This is a genomic window from Lipingzhangella halophila (assembly GCF_014203805.1).
In the GTDB taxonomy this organism is placed as follows: domain Bacteria; phylum Actinomycetota; class Actinomycetes; order Streptosporangiales; family Streptosporangiaceae; genus Lipingzhangella; species Lipingzhangella halophila.
This window is the reverse complement of record NZ_JACHJT010000001.1, coordinates 1,186,646-1,209,111: the sequence shown is the minus strand read 5'-3', so window position 1 is coordinate 1,209,111 and position 22,466 is coordinate 1,186,646. Positions and strand designations below refer to the sequence as shown.

15 protein-coding genes are annotated in these 22,466 nt (G+C 70.9%); 6 read left to right on the top strand and 9 right to left on the bottom strand.

What is annotated here, in order from left to right; all coding sequences use genetic code 11:
* Positions 1-231: 231 nt before the first annotated feature.
* Positions 232-1,731: a GTPase HflX gene (hflX, locus tag F4561_RS05405; RefSeq protein ID WP_184575359.1), complete on the bottom strand. Its 1,500-nt coding sequence runs from the start codon at positions 1,729-1,731 to the stop codon at positions 232-234.
* A 306-nt stretch (positions 1,732-2,037) separates the two neighbouring features.
* On the opposite strand from hflX, the gene aceB reads away from it, so the two are divergent.
* The 4 genes from aceB (at position 2,038) to F4561_RS05385 (ending at position 8,036) form a co-directional block, all read left to right on the top strand.
* Positions 2,038-3,642: a malate synthase A gene (gene aceB, locus F4561_RS05400; protein WP_184575357.1), complete on the top strand. Its 1,605-nt coding sequence runs from the start codon at positions 2,038-2,040 to the stop codon at positions 3,640-3,642.
* Positions 3,643-3,775: 133 nt separating this feature from the next.
* On the top strand, positions 3,776-5,245 hold the full coding sequence (locus tag F4561_RS05395; protein ID WP_184575355.1) for an FAD-binding oxidoreductase: 1,470 nt from the start codon (positions 3,776-3,778) through the stop codon (positions 5,243-5,245).
* A 21-nt stretch (positions 5,246-5,266) separates the two neighbouring features.
* On the top strand, positions 5,267-6,532 hold the full coding sequence (locus F4561_RS05390; RefSeq protein WP_184575353.1) for an FAD-binding oxidoreductase: 1,266 nt from the start codon (positions 5,267-5,269) through the stop codon (positions 6,530-6,532).
* A gap of 151 nt (positions 6,533-6,683) precedes the next feature.
* Positions 6,684-8,036 (top strand): (Fe-S)-binding protein, encoded by a 1,353-nt coding sequence (locus F4561_RS05385; RefSeq protein ID WP_184575351.1) that lies wholly within the window; start codon positions 6,684-6,686, stop codon positions 8,034-8,036.
* Between the two features lie 344 nt (positions 8,037-8,380).
* Here the strand turns inward: F4561_RS05385 and F4561_RS05380 are convergent, their stop codons facing one another.
* From F4561_RS05380 to dapF, 3 genes are all read right to left on the bottom strand, one after another.
* Positions 8,381-10,060: an ABC transporter family substrate-binding protein gene (locus F4561_RS05380; protein ID WP_184575349.1), complete on the bottom strand. Its 1,680-nt coding sequence runs from the start codon at positions 10,058-10,060 to the stop codon at positions 8,381-8,383.
* A gap of 238 nt (positions 10,061-10,298) precedes the next feature.
* The gene (locus F4561_RS05375; protein WP_184575347.1) at positions 10,299-11,288 is read right to left on the bottom strand and encodes an ABC transporter permease; all 990 of its coding nucleotides are present in this window, start codon (positions 11,286-11,288) and stop codon (positions 10,299-10,301) included.
* 497 nt (positions 11,289-11,785) lie between these two features.
* On the bottom strand, positions 11,786-12,607 hold the full coding sequence (gene dapF, locus F4561_RS05370; protein WP_184575345.1) for a diaminopimelate epimerase: 822 nt from the start codon (positions 12,605-12,607) through the stop codon (positions 11,786-11,788).
* A gap of 67 nt (positions 12,608-12,674) precedes the next feature.
* Here dapF and miaA point away from each other — a divergent pair, with 67 nt between their 5' ends.
* Positions 12,675-13,628 (top strand): tRNA (adenosine(37)-N6)-dimethylallyltransferase MiaA, encoded by a 954-nt coding sequence (gene miaA, locus F4561_RS05365; protein WP_184575343.1) that lies wholly within the window; start codon positions 12,675-12,677, stop codon positions 13,626-13,628.
* A gap of 19 nt (positions 13,629-13,647) precedes the next feature.
* Here the strand turns inward: miaA and F4561_RS05360 are convergent, their stop codons facing one another.
* From F4561_RS05360 to F4561_RS05340, 5 genes are all read right to left on the bottom strand, one after another.
* Positions 13,648-14,328, bottom strand: coding sequence for a class III extradiol ring-cleavage dioxygenase family protein (locus F4561_RS05360; protein ID WP_184575341.1), 681 nt, complete (start codon positions 14,326-14,328; stop codon positions 13,648-13,650).
* A gap of 63 nt (positions 14,329-14,391) precedes the next feature.
* Positions 14,392-15,873: a tRNA (N6-isopentenyl adenosine(37)-C2)-methylthiotransferase MiaB gene (miaB, locus tag F4561_RS05355; protein ID WP_312885576.1), complete on the bottom strand. Its 1,482-nt coding sequence runs from the start codon at positions 15,871-15,873 to the stop codon at positions 14,392-14,394.
* Positions 15,874-15,979: 106 nt separating this feature from the next.
* On the bottom strand, positions 15,980-18,430 hold the full coding sequence (locus F4561_RS05350; RefSeq protein WP_184575337.1) for a TRAP transporter permease: 2,451 nt from the start codon (positions 18,428-18,430) through the stop codon (positions 15,980-15,982).
* A gap of 45 nt (positions 18,431-18,475) precedes the next feature.
* Positions 18,476-18,952, bottom strand: a complete 477-nt coding sequence (locus F4561_RS05345) for a DUF1850 domain-containing protein (protein WP_312885155.1) — start codon at positions 18,950-18,952, stop codon at positions 18,476-18,478.
* Positions 18,953-19,035: 83 nt separating this feature from the next.
* Positions 19,036-20,010 (bottom strand): TAXI family TRAP transporter solute-binding subunit, encoded by a 975-nt coding sequence (locus F4561_RS05340; RefSeq protein WP_184575336.1) that lies wholly within the window; start codon positions 20,008-20,010, stop codon positions 19,036-19,038.
* Between the two features lie 335 nt (positions 20,011-20,345).
* Between F4561_RS05340 and F4561_RS05335 the strand changes: the two genes are divergently transcribed.
* Entirely contained in the window at positions 20,346-22,454 is a 2,109-nt protein-coding gene (locus tag F4561_RS05335) for a S9 family peptidase (RefSeq protein ID WP_184575334.1), read from the top strand.
* The last annotated feature ends 12 nt before the right edge of the window (positions 22,455-22,466 follow it).

Here is a 22,466-nt window from a genome sequence, read left to right as displayed (position 1 = left end):
GTCACATCGCGGCTGGGCGTGCATAGGCGACCTCGTTCGTTGGGTGTGCCGGCGAAGACGGGGACGGCGGTTCCGGGGACCGGCGACTCACGTGATCCCAGAACCGTAGTTCATCCACCAATGCGGTGTACACATCTTCCCGCAATGTGCGAACGGCGCAACCCCCGCAGGGGTTCCCCGTTCGCACATTCGCCGGTTCCCCTGGCACGAGGGGCGCGGGCTGCCGGTCCGTCAGCGCACGGTGACGGCGTACTCGTCGAGCTTACCGGCGAGCATCTCGGGCACCCAGGCGTGCAGGGCCGTACCGCTGCCGGTGTGCTCCTCCTCGACCACACGCCCCTCGTCGTGGACACGCGAGACGAGGTCGCCCCGTTCGTAGGGCAGCATCACGCGGACCTCGCGGTCGAGGGAAGGCAGCGCGCCGGAGAGCGTCTCGATCAGCTCCTCGATCCCGGCGCCGGTGCGCGCCGAGACCTCGACAGCGCCCGGCTCCTTGGTACGGAGCTGCCTGAGCACCACCGGATCGGCGGCGTCGACCTTGTTGAGGACGACGATCTCGGGCACGTCCTGCGCCTCGATCTCCCCGAACACCTCGCGCACCGCGGCGAGCTGCTGCTCGGGGTCGGGGTGCGCGGCGTCGACCACGTGCAGGATCAGGTCGGAGTCGGTGACCTCCTCCAGCGTGGAGCGGAACGCCTCGACAAGCTGGTGCGGCAGGTGCCGCACGAACCCGACGGTGTCGCTGAACGTGAACGCCCGGCCATCGGGCGTGCGGGCCTGCCGGACCGTGGGGTCGAGCGTGGCGAACAGCTCGTCCTCCACCAGGACACCCGCGCCGGTGAGCCGGTTCAGCAGGCTCGACTTGCCAGCGTTGGTGTAGCCGGCGATCGCGACCGCGGGCACCTGCCGGACGCGCCGGGTATCGCGCTTGACGTCGCGGGCGGTGGCCATCTGCGCCAGTTCGCGGCGCAGCTTGGACATTCGGGTGTTGATCCTGCGGCGGTCGGTCTCGATCTTGGTCTCACCGGGGCCACGTAGCCCCACACCGCCGTTGCCGCCGCCGGCGCGCCCGCCGGCCTGCCGGGACAGCGTGTCACCCCAACCGCGCAGGCGGGGCAGCAGGTAGCTGAGCTGTGCCAGCTCCACCTGGGTGCGGCCTTCCCGGCTGCGCGCGTGCTGGGCGAAGATGTCCAGAATGAGGGCCGTGCGGTCGATGACCTTGACCTTCACCACATCCTCAAGCTGGCGCAACTGGCCGGGGGCCAGCTCGCCATCGCAGATGACGGTGTCGGCGCCGGTGGACTCGGCGATCTCGCGAAGCTCCCGTGCCTTGCCGCGGCCGACATAGGTGGCCGGGTCGGGCTTGTTCCGGCGCTGGGTCGCGCCTTCGAGTACCAGTGCGCCCGCGGTCTCGGCGAGCTGCTTCAGCTCGTGCAGCGAGTTGTCGGCATCGACCTGCGTGCCGCTGGTCCAGACACCGATCAGGACGACGTGCTCCAACCGGAGCGAGCGGACCTCGACCTCGTGGACATCGGTGAGCTCCGTGGACAACCCGGGAACGCGCCGCAGCGCGCGCCGCTCAGCGAGATCCATCTCCCCCTGGTCGGGTACGCCGTTGTGATCGGCGTAGCCAGCCGAGCCGGGAACCGCGGCGTTAGCGCCGGTGTCGAGCTCCTCGCGGGGCAGGTCATCTCCGGATCGGTCCGGACGATTGTCATGAGTAGTAGTCATATCCCTCCAGCAGGAGCAACACCATGATGCGGGCTGTTCTTCCCAGTGATGATGGCACGCCAACACCCAACCGGCAGCTCATTTTCCCACCAGGCCAGCGCGGGGGCCGCGGACGCCCTCACCGGGGCGGACAGCCGAGAACAAAGATCGCGCCAAGCTCCGCGGGAAATTAGGTGGATCTTTGATTTGGGCGGAAAGTTTCCCCTAGTGCGGGGGGCTCACAACGTTGACCACGCTTCGAACCGGCGAGTAGCGTCAGAGATTCCGCATACCAGAATCATATTCCGTCTTGCGAAAGGCTTACTCATGGGCGCCACAGGCGGGGTCGCGATCAGCGGTCCGATGAACCAACGCTTTGACCAGATCCTCACCGATGACGCGCTCGCGCTCATCGCCGACCTGCACCGGAGGTACGAACCCCGGCGGCGCGAGCTGCTGGCCGAACGCGGACGCCGCCAGGAGCGCATCTCCGCCGGAGCCGACCTCGACTTCCTTCCCGAGACCCGGAGCGTGCGCGAGGACCCGTCCTGGACGGTCTCACCGCCGGCCCCGGGCATCACCGACCGCCGGCTCGAAATCACCGGGCCCACCGACCCGAAGATGACGATCAACGCGCTCAACTCCGGCGCGAAGGTCTGGCTCGCCGACTTCGAGGACGCCAACACCCCGCACTGGGAGAACGTGATCGGCGGCCAACTGAACCTGCGCGACGCGCTCGACCGCACCATCGACTTCAGCACCCCCGAGGGCAAGAGCTACGCGCTGAAGGACGACTCCGAGCTCGCCACGATGATCGTCCGGCCGCGCGGCTGGCACCTCGACGAGAAGCACATCCTGGTCGACGGCGAACGCGTCGCCGGGGGCCTGGTCGACTTCGCGCTGTACTTCTTCCACTGCGCGCAGCGCCAGCTCGACAAGGGCAAGGGCCCCTACTTCTACCTGCCCAAGCTGGAGAGCCACCTGGAGGCCCGGCTGTGGAACGACATCTTCGTCACGGCGCAGGAGAAGCTCGGAATCCCGCGCGGCACCATCCGCGCGACGGTGCTGATCGAGACCATCACCGCCGCGTTCGAAATGGAGGAGATCCTCTACGAGCTGCGCGAGCACTCAGCCGGGCTGAACGCGGGCCGCTGGGACTACCTCTTCAGCATCATCAAGGTGCACCGCACCCGCGGCCGGCGCTTCCTGCTTCCCGAGCGCAACGCCGTCACCATGACGGCACCGTTCATGCGCGCCTACACCGAGCTGCTGGTCAGCACCTGCCACAAGCGGGGAGCGCACGCGATCGGCGGCATGGCCGCGTTCATCCCGAGCCGCCGCGACCCCGAGGTCAACGAACGCGCACTGGCCAAGGTGCGCGATGACAAGGGCCGAGAGTCCAATGACGGCTTCGACGGATCGTGGGTGGCCCACCCCGACCTCGTCCCGGTCGCCAAGGAGATCTTCGACGGCGTCCTCGGCGACCGGCCGAACCAGATCGACAAGCTCCGCGCGGACGTCTCCGTCAAGGCCGGCGACCTGCTCGCCGTGGACTCCGCCGAAGGCGGCATCACCGAGGCCGGGCTGCGCAACAACGTCAGTGTCGCCCTGCAGTACCTGGCCTCGTGGGTCGGCGGGAACGGTGCTGTCGGCATCTTCAACCTGATGGAGGACGCCGCCACCGCGGAGATCTCCCGCTCCCAGGTCTGGCAGTGGCTGCACAACGACATCACCCTGGATGACGGCCCGAAGGTCACGGCGGAGCTCGTGGACCGCGTCATCGAGGAGGAGCTCGCCAAGATCCGCGAGGCGAGCGGGGACGCGTTCGACGCCGAGCTGTACCAGAACGCCGTCGAGCTGTTCCGGGAGGTCGCGCTCGCCGACGAGTACGCTGACTTCCTCACCCTGCCGGCCTACGAGCGGATGCCCTGACACCCGGACAACAGGGGCGGCCAGGCCGTTACCGCCCGCCACCCGCGGGGATGCTGACATGTAGCGCATACGATCACAGACCGGACCTTCCGGCGGGCCTGCCGGAAGGCGAGACTCGGGGAAGGCCATCGCCATGCCGGAGACGCAAACACTGCGCGCCCTGATCCCGCGACTGCGCGCGATCTGCGGCGACGACGGCGTCATCACCGACTCCGCGCAGCGCCGCACCTACGAGAGCGACGGGCTCGCGTACCACGCCTCGGTCCCCGGAGTCGTAGTGCTGCCGACCAGTACCGAACAGGTCGCCGACGTTGTGCGGCTCTGCTCCGAGAACGGGATCCCGTTCGTCCCGCGGGGGGCGGGCACCGGGCTGTCCGCCGGCGCCCTCCCGCACACCAGTGGAGTGCTGATCGTGACCTCGCGGATGCGCCGCATCCGCGAGATCGACATCGAGAACGAGTGCGCGGTCGTCGAGCCCGGTGTCGCCAACCTCGAGGTCACCAGGGCGGCCGCGCCGCAGGGGTACTACTACGCGCCCGACCCTTCCAGCCAGCAGGTGTGCTCGGTGGGCGGGAACATCGCCGAGAACTCCGGCGGGGCGCACTGCCTGAAGTACGGGTTCACCGTCAACCACGTGCTCGGCCTGGAGATCGTCACCCCCAGCGGCGAGGTCGTGCGGCTGGGCGGCAAGGCCGCCCAGCCGCCCGGCTACGACCTGCTCGGGGCGTTCATCGGCTCGGAGGGCACGCTCGGCATCGCCACCGAGATCACAGTGCGGTTGATGCGTGCCCCGCAGCAGGTGACCACGGTCCTCGCCGCGTTCGAGTCGATGGACGCGGGCGGCTCCGCCGTCTCCGACATCATCGCCGGCGGAGTGCTCCCGGCGGCCGTGGAGATGATGGACGCGCTCTCGATCGAGGCCGCTGAGGCCGCGGTGGCCTGCGAGTACCCTCCTGGCGCCGGGGCCGTGCTGATCGTGGAGCTCGACGGCCCGGCCGCCGACGTCGACGCCCAGTTCGAGGCGGTCACCGAGCTGTGCCAGCGCAACGGGGCATTCGAAATCCGCACGGCCAGCGACGCGGCGGAACGCGCCCGGATCTGGAAGGGGCGCAAGTCCGCGTTCGCCGCGGTGGGCCGGATCAGCCCCGCCTACATCGTGCAGGACGGGGTCGTCCCGCGCACCGCGCTGGGCGAGGTGCTGCACCGGATCGCCGATCTCTCGGCGCGGTCGGGGATCCGGGTCGCCAACGTGTTCCACGCGGGCGACGGCAACCTGCACCCGCTGGTGCTCTTCGACGACTCCGAGCCAGGGGCGGGCGAACGCGCCGAGGAGGTCTCCGGGGCGATACTGGACCTGTGTATCGAGCACGGCGGCTCCATCACCGGCGAGCACGGGGTGGGCGTGGACAAGGTGTGCACCATGCCGCGGATGTTCGGGCCCGCTGACCTGGAGACCATGGACCGCTTCCGCGGCGCGTTCGATCCCGGAGGGATCGCCAACCCGGAGAAGCTGCTGCCCACGCCCCGGCTGTGCGGCGAGCGTCCCGGCGTGAAAAAAGGCGAGCACCCGCTGGTGACCGAGGGTGTCGCGGAGCTGTTCTAGCAACGATGTAGGGAGCGTTCAATGGCGCGGGTGCAGAGCGGGGATCGCGCGGTCGCGGCGGATCTCAGCGCGCACGGCACAGAGCTGCGCGAGGCGACCGACGCCGATGCCGTTGGCGGGGTCACCCCCGGCTATGTCGCGACACCGCCCGACACCGAGGCCGTGTCCGCACTGCTGGCCGCCGCCACCCGCCACGGCCTGGGCTGCGTGGCGCGCGGAGGCGGCACCAAGATCGACTGGGGCGCGCCGCCGCGCCGTTGCGACGTGCTCATTGATACCAGCGCGCTCACCGGCGTCGACCACGCCGCGGGCGACCTCGTGGCGCAGTGCGGGCCCGGTACCAGCATGGCCAGCTTCCAGGACACGCTGGCGGCCGCGGGCCAGCGGCTTTCGGCGGACTCCCCCGTTGCGGGGAGCACGGTCGGCGGCCTCATCGCCACCGGGCTGTCCGGGCCGCGCCGGATGCTGCACGGTCCCATCCGCGACCTCATCATCGGCATGACCACGGTGCGTGCCGACGGCGTCGCCGCGTCCTCCGGAGGCCGCGTGGTGAAGAACGTCGCCGGCTACGACCTAGGCAAGCTGCACACCGGCGCCTTGGGGACGCTCGGCGTCATCACCTCGGTGACATTCCGGCTGCACCCTGTTCCGCCCGCGCGGCGCGTCGTCACTGCCGAGCCCGGCGACCTCACCACCGCACGCGCGTACACCAGGGAGGTGCTGCGGTCGCACGTGGTGCCCGCCGCGATCGAAATCGACTGGCCGCACGACGGCCCGCTGGGGCTCCAGGTACTGGTGGAGGGCGCCGAAGGCGGCATCGAGGCGCGCACCGCGGAGGTCTGCGCGCTCCTGGGCGGCCGCGTCTCGGCGGAGCCGGACCAGGGGTGGGAGCTGCTCCCCGGCGCCGCAGGGGACACGGTCCTGCGGGTGGCCGTGCCACTCACGGCCACGGCGCACGCCGCCGGCACGCTGCGCGCGGCGGCGGACGCGGCGGGCGTGCCCGTCTCGGTCCGCGGTTCCATGGGCGCCGGGGTGCTGCACGCCGCGCTTCCCGCGGCCGCCGACCCGCGCGCGGTTTCCGGGATCATCCGCGACACCCGCACCGCGATCACCGGTGGGACACTCACGGTGCCGCACGCCGCCGCCACTCTGCGCGAGGAACTGTCCGAGCGCGGGCCGGGGCTCCTCTGGGGCGACGTGCCCGGGCTCGGCCTGATGCGCGCGATCAAGGACCGCCTCGACCCCGACCACCTACTGTCGCCGGGACGCTTCGTGGGCGGTATCTGATGCCCGAAACCAGCCACGCCACAAGGGCGAAGCCCGCCGCGGCCCCCGCCCACTCGGTGGGCCCTGTCCCCGTCCCGCCCGCGCGGGGGCGAGCCCGCGGCGGTCAGTTCGCCTCCCGCACCTGGCCGACAGCGTTTCCCCGGAGGTTCACATGAGCGACGGCACCGCGACCGGCGACGCTACGGGCGCCGATCCGCAACGGTCCTTCAACGAACTCCTCAGCGACTGCGTCCACTGCGGGTTCTGCCTGCCCACCTGCCCCACCTACGTGCTGTGGGGCGAGGAGATGGACTCTCCGCGCGGGCGGATCCACCTCATGGGCCAGGTCCACTCCGAGGACGTCCTGAACGAAGCCGCCGTGCAGGCGTTCGACAACTGCCTGGGCTGCCTCGCGTGCGTCTCCTCATGCCCCTCGGGGGTGGCCTACGACGCGCTCATCGAGACGACGCGCACCCGGGTGGAGCACGAGCACGAGCGCCGCCCCACCGAGCGCCTGCTGCGTACGGCGATCTTCTCGCTCTTCCCGTACCGCAGGCGGCTCGCCCTGATGCGCGGCCCGTTGCGCGCCTACCAGGCCAGCGGGCTCTCCCGGCTGGTCAAGCGCTCCGGCCTGCTGGAGAGGATCTCGCCGTCGCTGGCCACGATGGAGCGCGTGGCCCCACCAATGCGCTCGGCTCCGTCACTGCCCGAACGCGTCCCAGCGGTCGGCCGTCCAAGGGCGGTGGTGGGCATGCTCACCGGCTGCGTCCAGGGCGCGTTCTTCCCGCAGGTCAACACGGCGACCGCGCGGGTCCTGGCGAGCGAGGGGTGCGACGTTGTCGTCCCCCGCGGCCAGGGGTGCTGCGGCGCTCTGTCGGCCCATTCGGGGCGGAGCGAGGAGGCCGCCGGGTTCGCCCGCACCACCATCGAGACCTTCGAGCGCGCCGGCGTGGACACCATCGTGGTGAACTCCGCGGGGTGCGGCGCCACCATGAAGCACTACGCGCGGGTGCTCGCCGAGGACGGCGCCAGCGCGGACTGGTCGCAGCGGGCCGAGGCACTCTCCGCCAAGGTCATGGACCTCTCGGAGTTCCTGGACGACCTGGGGCCGCAGGCGGAACGCCACCCGCTGCCGGTCCGCACCGCCTATCACGACGCCTGCCACCTCTCCCACGGCCAGGGGGTCACCGGGGCGCCGCGCAGGCTGCTGGGCGGAATACCCGAAATCGACCTGGTGGACATCCCTAACCCGGACATCTGCTGCGGCTCGGCCGGCGTGTACAACCTGCTGCGGCCCGAGCCCGCCAGCGAGTTGGGCGAACGCAAGAGTTCCGACGTCCGCTCCACCGGGGCCGAGCTGCTGGTGGCGGGCAATCCCGGGTGCTCGCTGCAGATCGCATCCGCGGTGGGGCGTTCCGGCGGGTCGATCTCGGTGGCACACACCGCGCAGATCCTCGACGCGTCGATCCGCGGCCTGCCGGCCTCGGCGCTCACCGGCGACACCGCACGTGAGGATGGTTCCTGAGGCGCTCTCGCGGCAGCGCACTGGGGGTGTGCGCCGATACTCAAGAGCGGCGGTGCGTCAGTCGCTCGGGGTTTGGCGCGCTCTCCCCGTTGAAGCCGGGAGATTCCGGCCCGTACCGCGATCGTGTGGTACGACCGTGGCTTCCCGCTTCGTCGACCCGCGCCGACCGTGCGGCCGGTCTTACCTGGTCTCCAGCCCCTACTGCGAGGGCTTCGCCATGATCTCGCAGCGGTGCCCGGCTTTCGATCCTGACGACTCCGTTCCCGCCCGTCCGGCGGCACCCAACGCAACTGCACTACCACACACCGTTTCGACCTGCGGGCGAAACGGCGTCCCTTGCCCCGCTACGCGGGAAAGTAGCCGATGTCGGCGTAGTCCAGCGTGCCGAATCCCGGGGCGCCGATATTGGCGAGGTCGCTGCGCACCGCGACCAGCTCGGGGCGCTGGTAGAGCGGCAGGGTGTGCCCGGCCTCCCAGAGGAGGCGGTCGGCCTTGTTGATGTGCTCGCGCGCCTTGGCGCCGTCGTGCGCGGCCAGCGCGTCGTCCATGGCCTCGTCGATCTCGGGGGAGCTGATCCGGCCCACATTGGCGTTCCAGTCCGGTTCGCCGCCCTCGCCCGTCTCGGGCTCGCTCCACTGCTGCAGGGACTCCGAGACCGGGAAACCGCCGCCGGCGTTGACGATCCCCACCAGGTCGTAGTTTCCGGGCAGCACGTAGTCGCCGAACAGCTCGTCGCCGCCGACCGGCTCGATGCTGACCGCGATCCCGACATCGCCCAGCATGTCCTGCACCAGGCGCGCCTCGTTGCGGGCCGGCGGATGGTCGCGCGGGATGACGAAGCGCAGCTCCAGCGGTTCGCCGTCCTTAGTGCGCGGACCGTCCCCGGACGTGCGCCAGCCGGCCCCGTCGAGCAGCTCGCGCGCCCGCTCCGGGGCGTGCTCACCCCATTCACCGCTGTTGTCCTGGTAGCCGTCCTGGTTGACCATCAGGAAGCGGTTGCCGAGCACCGCGGCCGGCTGGTCGATCGCGGCGAAAGCGGCCTCGGCGACCTCCTCCCGGTCGATGCCGAGGAAGACCGCGTGCCGGACATCGGGATCCGAGAGCGCGTGGCTCTGCCCGTTGAGCGTCAGGTGCCGGTAGTCCGGCGCAAGGGCCGCCCGCACCTCGCCGTGGTCGGTCGCCGCGGCCCGGTCGTAGGAGCCCGGTGCGGTCGACGTGGCGTAGACGTCGATCTCGCCGTCCTGGAAGGCGCTGTCGAGCGCCTTGGGAGAGAGCGCGCGATAGGTGATCTCGTCCAGCAACGGCGGATCGCCCCACCAGGTATCCGAGCGCCGCGTGGTGAGTGTCCTGCTCGCGGCGTCGACCTCGTCGACCTCGAACGGCCCGGCGGTCACCGGGATGTCACCGCGGTAGCCGGCGTTGAACCGCCCCGCGTCGCGCGTGTACTCCGCGGGAAGCAGGGGAGTGAACAGGGCCCCGTACTCGGAGAACGGCTGGTCGAAGGTGATGACCACCTCGAACTCGCTGTCGCCGGGACGCACCGAGCTGATCCGGTCGTAGCCCACCTCGCCGAGGATCTGGAACCCCGCCCTTTCCCCCGCCAGCGTCGCGGCCATGCTCGCGAAGTCGCGCCAGGTGATCGCGGTACCGTCGGACCACCGTGCCCGCGGGTTCAGGCGCAGCGTGACAACCTGCGCCTCGGTCGCGCCGTCGCCCTCCTGGACCGCCTTGGCAACGGAGCCCCGCTGGACGTCCACCGACTCGACATAGTCGGGGTCGGGGCGCACCTCGCCGTCCGCGCCGACCCGGAACGGCGTGGGCAGCACCCCGCTCATTACGGTGTCGACCGTGGCGAGGTTGCCGTCGATGTGGTGCGGGTTCCACTGGCCCGGGAACTCGTTGATTCCCCAGTGCAGTGAGCCGCCCTCGACAAGGTCGGCGCGGTCGGCCGGGTTGGTGTCAGAGGCGGGCAGCCCCGCGTACTCGCCCGCCGAGTCGTCCATGCCGTGGCACGAGCTCAACATTACGATGCACACCAATGCCGGGACCCCGGCCCATCTGACCTTCGACACGCGCATCCCCCCACGCTTCGGCTTCCAAGCCAGGTGTGCTCCGGACAGGGCTCCCCTCCTGCCCCGCGGCGCGGGCCGCCTCTCGGTGCCCGCGGTACCTGGCGACCCTCATCGGGCCAAAGCAACGATCGGGAAATACTACTGTGCGTGCGTGTGACGTCGCAGCCGGCACATCATTCTCATCGCGTATCTATTCGGCACGTACTCGGGGATCGAGCACTACCCGGGTAATGTCGGCGAATACCGCGGCCGCGACGACGCACAGCGCGGCAAAGGCGCAGACCGCCGCGACCGTGTTCACGTCGCCACTGCCCACAGCGTCGATCAGCAGGTCCCCCACGCCGTGCCAGCCGAAAACCCGCTCGACGAAGGCGGCACCGGCGAACAGCCCCGCCGCCGAGTATCCGGCGAGATCGACAGCGGGAAGCAGCGACGTCCGCAGCGCGTGGACGCGGACCGCGGTGCGGCGCGGCACCCCCTTGGCGCGCGCTGTCCGCACGAAGTCGGCGGAGGCCGCCTCCGCGATGAACGCGCGCTGGTAGAGGCTGAGCATCGCCGCCTGCGGGAGCGCCAGCGCCAACGTCGGAAGCAGCAGGTGTCGGGCCCGGTCCGCCAGCGCGCCCGCAACCCCCGGCGCACCGCCCGGGGTTGACTCGCCGGTGGTACGCAGCAGGTCCATGCCGGTCGAGTTGTTCAGCCAGATCGCGCCGACCTGCAGCGAGACAGCGATGACCACGACCGGGGTCGAGATGACCACGATGGCCCCGGCCACGCAGAGCCGGCGCCCCCATCCCGGCCCGCGGGTACCGGCCCACGCTCCGAGAAGCACCCCCGCCACACTGCCGAGCAGCGCGCCGGGCGCGACCAGGCGCAGGGTGGCGCCAACGCGCTGGGCCATCTCCTCGTTGACGGAACGCCCGTCCCACGTGGCACCGAGGTCCCCCGAGACGACGCCGGAGACCCAGGTCAGATATCGCGCGCCGAGCGGACGGCCATCCAGGTTGCGCTCGGCCAGCGCCGCGTCCACGACTTCGGCCGGCGGGGACGGGCTCCGCTCCTCGTAGTTGCCCCGGGGGTCGAGGGCACAGGCCGCGAGCAGGTAGCCGCAACTGCTGACCACGAGCAGCAGCGCGGCATGGCCGGCCGCACTGCGGAGCAGGTAACGCACCGTCGCGCTCACCGCACACCTCCGGGGGTCCCTTGGCCCCGGCAACGAGAAATGTACCGCCCGGGCTAGTAGTACTTCGTAGGTTGTTGCGGACACCTCCGCCGCCGACCACCGGTGGGCACAGGGAAGTCAGCCCGCCCTACCGGAACACCCGCCAACCTGGGCCGCGGCAATGGGGCGCGGCGAGTCCTACGAGCGGAGCCAGCTTGCCGCACTCGGCCCAAGGCCCCATTGCCGCGGCCCACTGGTGCGGGGGCGGTCATCTCCGGGGTGGGAGTAGCCGGTTATGGGAGTGGGGCCCGGATCCGGGCGGGGCCGGCGGGCGGAGACGCGGAGCGCCGCCAGTGTCCAGGCGAGGCCCGCGCACCCGGCGCACAGCACCGCGCGCGACAACGGCAGGCGTCCACGTGGCACCGCCATCGCATCCACCGCCCGCGGCCACCGGTCACCGGGCCCGACCGGGGGTTGCGGCCCCTCGCGACGGGCCCGTGCCGCACCGCGGGGCTCGGTCACATCGTGCGGATCTCGCCCTCGGCCACGATCACCGCCGGTCCCCGCAGCCGGGCCCCCTCAGCGTCCAGGAAGACGGTGCACTCGCCGCCGGGAACCCGAACCCGCCAGGTCGCGCCCTCGCCGGCGGGCGTGGCCGCGGCCGCCACCGCGACGATTCCGGTACCGCAAGAGCGCGTCTCTCCCGAGCCGCGCTCGTGCACCCGCATCTCCAACGTGCCGGGCGCGACCTCGCGAAACACCTCGACGTTGACACCATCGGGGAACTGCCCGGGGTCGACGGCGGGTTGCTCCGACAGGTCGACGCCGGCGACCGGGGTGCCGACCGGGCAGGCGAGATGGGGATTGCCCACCGAGACCCGCTCACCGGACAGGTCCGCGCCGCCGAGCCGGACCCGGCCCGTACCGAGCTTCTGGGCCACACCCATGTCCACGGTCACCTGGCCGTCGGCCTCGACGGTCACGGGTCTCGCACCGGCCCGCGTGCCGACGTCGAACGTGCCGGCATCCTGCAGGCCGCTCTCCACGAGGTAGCGCGCGAACACCCGGATCCCGTTGCCGCACATCTCGGCGAGGCTGCCGTCGGCGTTGCGGTAGTCCATGAACCACTCGGTCCGCTCGGCGGAGCGCGCGGACTCGGTGAGCGCCTCCGTCTTCAGCAGTGCGGTGGTGCGGACCACCCGCAGGACACCGTCGCCGCCGATACCGGCCCGCCGGTCGCACAACGCGGCGACCGTCGCGGGGCCGAGCTCCAGCAGGCCGTCGGGGTCGGGAAGGATCACGAAGTCGTTCTCCGTGCCGTGGCCCTTGGCGAATCGCATGCTCATCATCCTAGGACGGCGCGGCCAACCGGACGGCACACTTCGGGCACACTGCCACACTAGAACCATGATCACCGACAGCGCGGAGCCCGCGGTGGTCGCGGTCGTCGGAGCGACCGCGTCGGGCAAATCGGACCTCGGCGTGCGACTGGCGCGCCGGCTCGGCGACGCGGGCGGCCGCGCCGAGATCATCAACGCCGACTCCATGCAGCTGTACCGCGGCATGGACATCGGCACCGCCAAGCTCACCGCCGCGGAGCGGAGCGGGGTCCCGCACCACCTCCTGGACATCTGGGACACCACCGAGACCGCCGACGTCGCGCGGTACCAGCACCTGGCGCGCGCGCTCATCGACCGGATGCGCTCCGCGGGGCGCACGCCCATCCTGGTGGGCGGCTCCGGGCTGTACGTGCGGGCGGCCCTGGACCACCTGGACTTCCCCGGCACCGACCCAACGGTGCGCGCCAGACTGGAGGCCGAGCTGGACCGGGTGGGTCCGGAACCGCTGCACGAACGGCTGGCCGGACGCGACCCCGCCGCCGCCGTGGCGATCCTGCCGAGCAACGGACGCCGCATCGTACGCGCACTGGAGGTCATCGAGATCACCGGCCGCCCCTTCACCGCGACGCTGCCGGGTCACGTCGCGCGCTACCCGTGCGTCCAGATCGGTCTCCACGTGCCCCGCGAAGAGCTGGACAACCGCATCCAGCTGCGGGTGGACCGCATGTGGCGGGCCGGGTTCGTCGACGAGGTCCGGGAACTGGAGGAGAAAGGGCTGCGCGAGGGCCGCACGGCCTCGCGGGCGCTGGGCTACGCCCAGGTGCTGCGTTTCCTCGCCGGGGAGTACGACGAGGAGACCGCGCGCGAGGAGACGGTCCGCGCCACGCGCCGGTTCGCGCGCCGCCAGGAGTCCTGGTTCCGACGCGACCCGCGCGTCCACTGGCTGCCCTACGACTCCCCCGACCTCGTCGAGCGCGCATTGCAGCTCGTGGGGGCAGAGGCGAACGACGGAGCATCGTGAGGGGTACGCACCGGCGCACTCAACGCCACAGCGCCACGAAGTAGCCCACGCCGTAGGGCGCCTCATGCGCCAGCAGCTCGCCGTGCGGCGCCGTGTTCCGCGCGGCACCCGCGAGTACCTGCCACACGGGCCGGCCCGCGGCCATGAGCTCGGTGGCGGTCCCGGCATCGAGCGCCGCCAGGGCGGCCGTGTCGGCCTTGGCGAGGGCCGTGGCCACCGAGTGGTCGAAGGACACGGCCCGCGGGTCGTAGTAGCCCGGGGCGTGCTCTGTTCGCCGGGCACTGCCGTCGCCCATGGCGAGAACGCCGAGCCGCTCCGGCCCCGACGCCATATCCGCACCGCGCACCAGGCACTCGTGGGGGCCGGCCTCCGGCGGCACCGCCACGTAGCCCGCCGGCACGGCCCCCGCTCGCTCCGCCAGCCACCGCCCCAGGGTCAGCGGCAGCGGGAGCGCGGCAGGGGGCGGACCGACCGGGATGTCCACGCCGAACCCGGCCAGGCCGCCGCCCGCCTCGGCGCCGTATGTCCATTCCCACTGCCCGGTACCGACGACGACAAGGTGGTCGGCGCCGGCGGCGAGCAGTCCGGCGACCGCCCGGTCACACGCGTGCCGCAGCCCGTCCAGCTCGTGCGCCGCACCGCCCGCCAGCTCCGGGACGAGCAGCGGCGGGTGCGGGCACACAGCGGCGGCGACGAACACACGGCGAGCGTACCGGCTCGCCCCACTCACCTGCGTCACCGCGGGCGATAAGCCGCCCAGGGCTCAGGTGTCGCAGCAGCCGCCCGCCGAAGCGGTCGCGGCGGCCGAAGCGCCGACCGCGGGCATGCCCAGCAGCACCCCCGACGCCCCCGACGGCTCCGGGGCCTGTCCGTTGCGGACCGCCCAGGCGTCACCCGCTGGGGTGCGGCGGAGAGCACGGACCCCGGAGTCGGCCACGAGGTGGTGCGGCGCGGCGTAGGTGATGCCCACCGTCGCCATGTCGCCCGGGCGCGGGTTGGCCGGTTCGCCGTCCTCGTACTCGGCGGCGAAGTGCACCAGCCGGTTGTCGGGCGCGCGGCCGGACAGCCGCCGGTGGGCGCCGTCCTTGCGGCCCTCGCCCTCGGCCACCAGGACCTCCACCTCGCGCCCGAGGAGCTTCTGGTTCTCCTCGGCGGAGATGCTGTCCTGCAGCGCGACCAGCCGCTCGTAACGCTCCTGGACCACCTCTTTGGGCAAGTGGCCGTCCATCTCGGCCGCCGGTGTACCCGGGCGCTTGGAGTACTGGAAGGTGAACGCCATCGAGAACCGGGCCTCGCGCACCACGGCGAGGGTCTCCTCGAAGTCCTCCTCGGTCTCCCCCGGGAAGCCGACGATGATGTCGGTGCTGATCGCGGCCTCGGGCATGGCCTCGCGGACATTGCGCACAATGTTGAGGAAGCGCTCCTGCCGGTACGAGCGGCGCATCGCCTTGAGCACCCGGCTCGACCCCGACTGCAGTGGCATGTGCAACTGCGGCATGACGTTGGGAGTCTCGGCCATGGCCTCGATCACGTCGTTCGTGAAGTCCTTCGGGTGCGGCGAGGTGAAGCGCACCCGCTCCAGCCCCTCGATCTCGCCGCAGGCCCGCAGCAGCTTGGAGAACGCCTGCTGGTCGCCGAACTCCGCCCCGTAGGCGTTCACGTTCTGGCCGAGCAGCGTGACCTCGGCGACACCCTCGTCGACCAGCGTCCGCACCTCGGCCAGCACATCGCCGGGACGGCGATCGCGCTCCTTGCCCCGCAGCGACGGCACGATACAGAAAGTACAGGTGTTGTTGCAGCCCACCGAGATCGCCACCCAGGCGGCGTAGGCGGACTCGCGGCGAGCGGGCAGGGTCGAGGGGAAAGTCTCCAGCGACTCCTCGATCTCGACCTGGGCCTCGCGTTGCACCCGGGCCCGTTCCAGCAGCGTGGGCAGCGACCCGATGTTGTGCGTGCCGAACACCACGTCCACCCACGGCGCCCGGCGCGTGATCTCCCCGCGGTCCTTCTGCGCCAGGCAGCCCCCCACGGCGATCTGCATGTCCGGGTTGGCGTCCTTGGCCGGACGCAGGTGCCCGAGATTGCCGTAGAGGCGGTTGTCGGCGTTCTCCCGGACCGCGCAGGTGTTGAATACGACGACATCGGCCGCGGCGTCCTCGGCTGCGCGCTCGTACCCAGCGTCCTCCAACAGCCCGGAAAGGCGCTCGGAGTCGTGGACGTTCATCTGGCAGCCGTAGGTCCGCACTTGGTAGGTACGACTCTGGCTCACCCCTCCAGGCTAGGTGCTCCCGCGGCCCCGCGGGTCCACCCGCGCACCCGGACTGCCCGCGCGGCCGGCGCCCGGGCCGTTCCTACTCGGTGCTCCCGGTGGGCACCGCCGCGGCCTCGCCGGTGCGGACGGCCCCGCCCCTGGTCGTCCACCACTGGTGGGCGAAAATCGCGGCCGTCACGGCGAGACCGGCCAGATCGCTCAGCCAGCCGTAGTACAGCAGCGCGATCCCCGCGGCGACGAGCAGCACCCGCCCGCTCCAGTGGACGCGGCGGCTGACGTAGCCGACCACGCCCATCCCGACCACGCAGGCGCCGACCGTCCCGGTGAGGGCCGCGAGGGTGCCCGATGCCCAGGTGACGTTCTGCATCAGCAGCTCCGGGGAGAGCACGAACATGTACGGCACCACGAACCCGGCCACGGCGATGCGTACCGCCTGCAGCCCAGTCCGGATCGGGCTGCCCCCGGAGATCCCGGAGGCGGCGTAGGCCGCGAGACATACCGGCGGGGTGATGTCGGCCATGACCCCGAAGTAGTACACGAACAGGTGCGCCATCAGCAGCATCGCCATCGTCGGCTCGTCGACGCCGCCCTGCAGCACCGTGATGATCGCCGGAGCGGCCAGCGTGGCGGTGATGACGTAGTTGGCGGTCGTGGGAAGCCCGATCCCCAACACCAGGCAGGCCAGCATGGACAGCAGCAGTGTCGGCAGCAGCATGCCCTGGCTCAGGCTCACCAACCCGCCGCTGAGCTTCAGTCCGATCCCGGTCAGGGTGATGACGCCGGCGATCATGCCGGCTGCGGCACAGGCCACGATGATCGGCAGGGCGATACGTGTGGCGCTGACCAGGCCATCGAGCATCGAGTTCAGAGTGAGCCGTTCGGAGTCGGAGTTCGTCCAGGACCGGAAGGCGTAGCCGATGAGCGCCGCGACGGCGGCGACCGCGAGCACGGTGGCCAGCACCTGCTCGGAGCGGCCCGCCTGCTCGGTGAGGGCGGCGACCCCGGTGGACACGAGCGCCGCGGCGACAGTGGCGATGATGACCGGCAGCGACAGCCGCACCGCCCCGTACAGCGCCTCGCGGGCCGGGCGCAGCTCCAACCGGCCGTCGACCCGGCGCACCGGCATCTCCAGCAGCTGCACGACCAGATTGACCGCGACCGCGATAACGATGGCGCCCATCGCCGCGTAGATGGGGGTGCGCCCGCTGGACAGCAGCACGAAGATGATGACGAGCGGCGCCAGCAGGTAGCCCCGGGTCAGCAGCAGGCGGCGCACACTGGGCAGCAGATACTTGGGAACTCCCCTGATCCCGAGCCGCTTGGACTCGTAGTGGATCACCACGAACTGCGACACGAAGAACAGCACCGCCGGGATAGCGGCGGCCTTGAGGATCTCGATGTAGGCGATCCCGGTGATCTCGATCATGATGAACGCGCCGGCGCCCATGATGGGGGGCGCGATCTGACCGCCGGTGGAGGAAGCGGCCTCCACCGCCCCGGCGAACTCCCGGTTGTAGCCGGACTTGCGCATCATCGGGATGGTGAACGCGCCGTTGCTTACCGTGTTCGCCACCGAGCTTCCGGTGATCGTCCCGGAGAACGCGCTGGTGACGACGCCGACCTTCGCCGTACCGCCGGTGGCCCACCCTGTGCTGCCCAACGCGAGTTCGGTGAAGAACCGCTCCATGCCGGTGCGCTGCAGCACCGCGGCGAACACCAGGAAGAGGAAGATGAAGGTGGACGAGATCGCGATCGGAGTACCGAACACCCCTTCGGTCCCCAGGAACGACGTCGTCACGATCCGGTCGAGGGAGTAGCCGCTGTGCTGCAGGAAACCGGCGAAATACTCCCCCCGGTAGGCGTAGACCAGCATGATGCTCGCCAGCACCACGAGCGCGGTGCCCAGCGTCCGCTGGGCCGCCAGGAGCACCAGCAGGATCCCGACCGTGCCGGCGGCGACGTGCACGGGGTCGATCAGTCCCGGAGAGTCGACGATGTCCTCGTAGAACACGAACACGTACAACCCGGAGCCCAGCCCCAGCAGCGAGAGGCCGATGTCGCCGATCGGCATGCCGAACGGCCCCCACGGCAGGTGGCGCGACAGTTGCACGGCGACCAGCACGCCCAGAGCGGGCAGCAGGACGTGCAGCCCGGCTTCCCCGGTGATCCCCAGGTAGGCCAGCACCGCCACCGCGATGGCGGTCAGCGCCCAGCCGAAACGCCGCTGGCGCTGGCTGTGCCACGGTTTGCCCGGGTAGAGAAGGAACACCAGCGCCAGGGCGACCGCGAGGTGGAAGGAGCGCTGCTGGAGTCCGGCGATCGTTCCGAACGCACCGGTGTAGAGATGGAACACCGCGAGCACCAGACCGGCACCGAAGATCAGCCGGCGCCACAGGGTGTGGGCGTCGGAGCGGGTGCCCTCCTGCGGGCTGTCGGTGAAGCTGTGCTGCTCCAGCTCGGCGACATCTCGTTCCCAGTCCCGCGGGGGCCCGGCCTCTCCCCCCGCCGCGGGCGCCGGATCGGTCGTCATGTGTGCGTCCTCCTCAGCCGGACTCCATCGCAGGGGACGTGATCCCTACTCTGACGTGGCGCGCGGCACGCCCCGGATGCCGAGCTCCACATTGGTTCCTCTCGGGGCGAGATCGAGCAGCCTGACCCGATCCCCGCCGGGGAGGGTCAGGACATGGTCGACCTTGGGGCCGCCCACACGCAGTGGCACCGTGCCGAGTGGGCGGCCGTGATGCAGCACCCGGTAGTATCCGGCGTCCTCGTGCCGGAACGTGGTCGTCACACCACCGATGGTCTGCGGACCGGCCGGCAGGTTGGCGCCGAACTCGTCGAAGCGGAGCTCCTCCATCGCGATCCCGCCCCGGCCGACCGAGAAAACCTCCTCGACGGGCCGCTTCGTCACCGAGTGGGTGTGTTCCAACAGCAACCGGTCCGCGGCCTCGACCTCCCGAACGAACAACACTCGTTGCCGGGTCTGGTCAACGATCTCCAGTCGGAGTCCCACCGCCTGGATGTCCCCCGGCAGGATGAGGACCACCAGCACAGCGGCGGCACCGGCCAGTACGTGACGGGCTCGCCGCCACCCCCGACCGGGCCGGGGACGACGGCGAGCCTGGAGCGGGGCGGTCAGTCGAGCACGCCCTCTTCCTCGTAGAAGCGCTCGGCGCCCGGGTGCAGATCGACCGGGCCCGGACTGTCGAGCGCGGTGTCCAGCTGGATGTTGGAACCGACGTCGTGCTCGATGTCGCCCGCACCCTCGTACATCTGCTTGGTGAGGTTGTAGGCGAGTTCCTCGTCCATGTCGGCCTTGACGTACATCGCCGCCCAGTTGGTCAGGGTCTCGGCCGGCTCGTCCACGCCCTCGTAGGTGCCGCCCTCGATCTCCAACGTTCCGTAGCTCTCGTTCTCCTCCATGAGCTGCTCGGCGGGCTCACCGGAGATGTCGACCAGCGTGATGTCAGTGCTGGTGGCCACTTCCTGGATGCTGGCGGCGGGTGAGGCCAGGATCGCGAAGGCCGCGTCGAGCTGGCCGTCGCTCAGCTTGTTCGCGGCGTCCCCGAAGTCGCTCTGGTCCTCCTCGATGTCCTCGATCCCGTAGGCGTCGAGAACCTCGCGCGCCGCGACCTCGGTACCGCTTCCCGAGGGGCCGACGTCCACCTTGTGCCCCGCGAGGTCCTCCACGCTCTCGATGCCGGACTCCTCGGTGGCGACGAGCTGCAGCACCTCGGGGTAGACGTTGCCCAGCAGCCGGACCTCCCCCGGCTCGTTCAACGGCTCGTCCTCGAAGTCCCCCGCGCTTTCGGAGGCACTGCCCGCCACCCCGTTGATGGCCATGACGACCTCGTTCTCGTCCTGGTCGAGAAGCTGCATGTTCTCCACCGAGGCGCCGCTGGCCTGGGTACTCACGTTCACGTCATCGATGTTGTCCGACCACACCTTGGCGATCTCGCCCCCAAGGGGGTAATACGTGCCCCCGGTGGACCCCGTGGCCAGGGTCAGGTTGGTTCCGCCACTCGTGTTGCAGCCGGCGAGCACCAGGGTTCCGGCCGCCGACACCGCGAAAGCGCACGCCAGGCGCTTCATGGTAGGTCCAGTGCTCATCCTGGGCATCCTCTCTAAGATGACGTGTGCGTCCCCGGGCCCGACCGGAGGGATAACCGGACGGATCTGCTGACAATGCCCCACTGCCCCCGAATGCTGGCCAGGACTATAGCCCCGCGGCCAATACACAGCCGTTCCGCTGGCGTCACGAATCGGGAACGATGGACGTAGCAGGACTAAGCTGACAGAGTAGGCCGCTGCCCCGTGACGTGGACCCGTACAGCAAAGTCCATCCCCGACGACCGCAACCGGTCTCGTGCGACCGCCCGATCGACCATTAGGGTCGTGGCCATCATCTCAATAACCCCAGTACCCCACGAGTGCGAAGTTTCGACATGAACGATCGCCTGACGACCCCATACGGCGCCTGGCCTTCGCCGATCGCCGCAAGCGATGTTGCCCGCGGAGAACGTCGGCTCGGCTTCCCCTCCGTGGCGGGCGAAGTGGTCTGGTGGGAGGAGTCCCGACCAGACGAAGGCGGCCGCAACACTGTTATGCGCCGCGCCTCCAACAGGACCGCCCCCACCGAACTCCTGGACGCGCCCTGGAACGCCCGTACCCGCGTCCACGAGTACGGCGGTCGTTCCTACCTGCCGGTCCCGCGCGGCGGCACCGAATCGGCCGCCCAGTACGGCATTGTCTTCGCCGAGTTCACCGACCAGCGCCTCTACCTGCTCGAACCGGACTCCGCGGCGCCCCAGCCGCTCACCCCCGAGCCCGACACCACCGCGGGACTGCGCTACGCCGACTTCGCGCTGGCAAGCGCCGGCGACCGCGTCCTCTGCGTTCAGGAACGCCACGACAACGAGGGAGGCGTGACCCGTTCCATCGTGTCCGTCCCGTTGTCGGGCGAGGCCGCCGAGGACCCCGCCGCGATCACCGAACTGGTCACCGGGGCCGACTTCTACGCCTCCCCCACACCCTCGCCCGACGGCCGGCACCTCGCGTGGATCTCCTGGTACCACCCGCGGATGCCGTGGGAAGGCACGGAACTGCGCGCCGGAACCTTCACCGAGGACGGCGAGATCACCGGCGCCTACACACTCAAAGGCGGCGTGACCGAGTCGGTCCTGGCCCCGCTCTGGCGCGACAACGACGTGCTGTACTTCATCACCGACTGGGCGGGCTGGTGGAACCTCTACGAGGTCGGGCTCACCGGACAGGCGATCGCCCTGTACCCCGCCGAGGAAGAGTTCACCGGCGGCGCCGGCGAGCTGGGCGCGCGGCCCTACTGCCAGCTCGACGACGGCCGCGTCATCGCCCTGCACGGCAACGCCGACCTGGGCATCTCGATCTACGACCCGAAGACCGCCGAGCTGGAACCGGTCGACACCCCGCTGTCCTCCTGGCAGGTCCTCGCGACCGACGGCGTCAGCGTCGTGGGGCTGGCCTCGTCCGCCACCACCCCGCAGAGCCTGGTCCGCCTCGCCCCGGACACCGGCCAGATCGAGACGCTGCGCCGCTCCCTCGACGAACTTCCCGACCCCGGGCTACTGCCGAGCCCCCGCCACGAGACACTCGACGGGCGGTACGGCGGGGCCATCCACGCCAGCGTGTACCCGCCCACGAACCACGATGCGACCGGCGAGGGCCCCGCGCCCTACGTCGTGTGGGTGCACGGCGGGCCCATCGCGCACGCCACCTCGCAGCTCGACCTCGCCAAGGCGTACTTCACCAGCCGCGGCATCGGCGTCCTCGTGGTGAACTACGGCGGGTCCACCGGCTACGGCCGCACATACCGCGAACGGCTGCACGGCCAGTGGGGAGTCCTCGACGTCGAGGACGTCGCATCGGCGGCGCGGGCCCTGGTCGAACAGGGAGTCGCCGACCCCGAGCGGCTCGCGGTACGCGGCTCCAGCGCGGGCGGGTTCACCACGCTGCTGGCCCTCACCGGCGACACGTTCGCCTGCGGGGTGTCCGCCTACGGTGTCACCGACCTGCTGCAGCTGGCCGCCGAGACGCACGACTTCGAGTCGCGCTTCCTCGACTCCCTGGTGGGGCCGCTTCCCGGGTACGCCGAAACCTACCGCGAACGCTCCCCGATCAACCGGGCGGCCGACGTCCGGTCGCCGGTACTCATCCTGCAGGGCTCGCGGGACAACGTGGTGCCGCCCGCGCAGGCCACCGAGTTCATCAAGGTCCTCGGGGAGAACGGCATCCGGCACGCCTACCTCGAATTCGAAGGCGAAGGCCACGGCTTCCGCGCGGCCGAGTCGCGGCAGCGCGCACTCGAAGCCGAACTCGCCTTCTACGGGGAGGTCTTCGGCTTCACCCCACCCGGCGTTCCGGAAATCGAGCTGGTGACCGAACGCCCGGAGCCGGCGGCTCCTCCCGAGGAGGAGTCCGCGGCCGCGGGGGAAGCGGCCAGCACCGACGCGCCACCCGAGGCCCCCAAGGAGCCAAGCGCGAACGAAACGGCGAAATCCACGGTGGAGAGCGCCTGACCCGGCACGCCC

Coding starts and splice junctions, on each gene's coding strand:
- F4561_RS05350 (WP_184575337.1), bottom strand. CDS start 18,430: ATGACGACCGATCCGGCGCCCGCGGCGGGGGGAGAGGCCGGGCCCCCG.
- aceB (WP_184575357.1), top strand. CDS start 2,038: ATGGGCGCCACAGGCGGGGTCGCGATCAGCGGTCCGATGAACCAACGC.
- hflX (WP_184575359.1), bottom strand. CDS start 1,731: ATGACTACTACTCATGACAATCGTCCGGACCGATCCGGAGATGACCTG.
- F4561_RS05385 (WP_184575351.1), top strand. CDS start 6,684: ATGAGCGACGGCACCGCGACCGGCGACGCTACGGGCGCCGATCCGCAA.
- F4561_RS05395 (WP_184575355.1), top strand. CDS start 3,776: ATGCCGGAGACGCAAACACTGCGCGCCCTGATCCCGCGACTGCGCGCG.
- F4561_RS05335 (WP_184575334.1), top strand. CDS start 20,346: ATGAACGATCGCCTGACGACCCCATACGGCGCCTGGCCTTCGCCGATC.
- F4561_RS05380 (WP_184575349.1), bottom strand. CDS start 10,060: ATGTTGAGCTCGTGCCACGGCATGGACGACTCGGCGGGCGAGTACGCG.
- miaA (WP_184575343.1), top strand. CDS start 12,675: ATGATCACCGACAGCGCGGAGCCCGCGGTGGTCGCGGTCGTCGGAGCG.
- F4561_RS05390 (WP_184575353.1), top strand. CDS start 5,267: ATGGCGCGGGTGCAGAGCGGGGATCGCGCGGTCGCGGCGGATCTCAGC.
- F4561_RS05340 (WP_184575336.1), bottom strand. CDS start 20,010: ATGAGCACTGGACCTACCATGAAGCGCCTGGCGTGCGCTTTCGCGGTG.
- dapF (WP_184575345.1), bottom strand. CDS start 12,607: ATGCGATTCGCCAAGGGCCACGGCACGGAGAACGACTTCGTGATCCTT.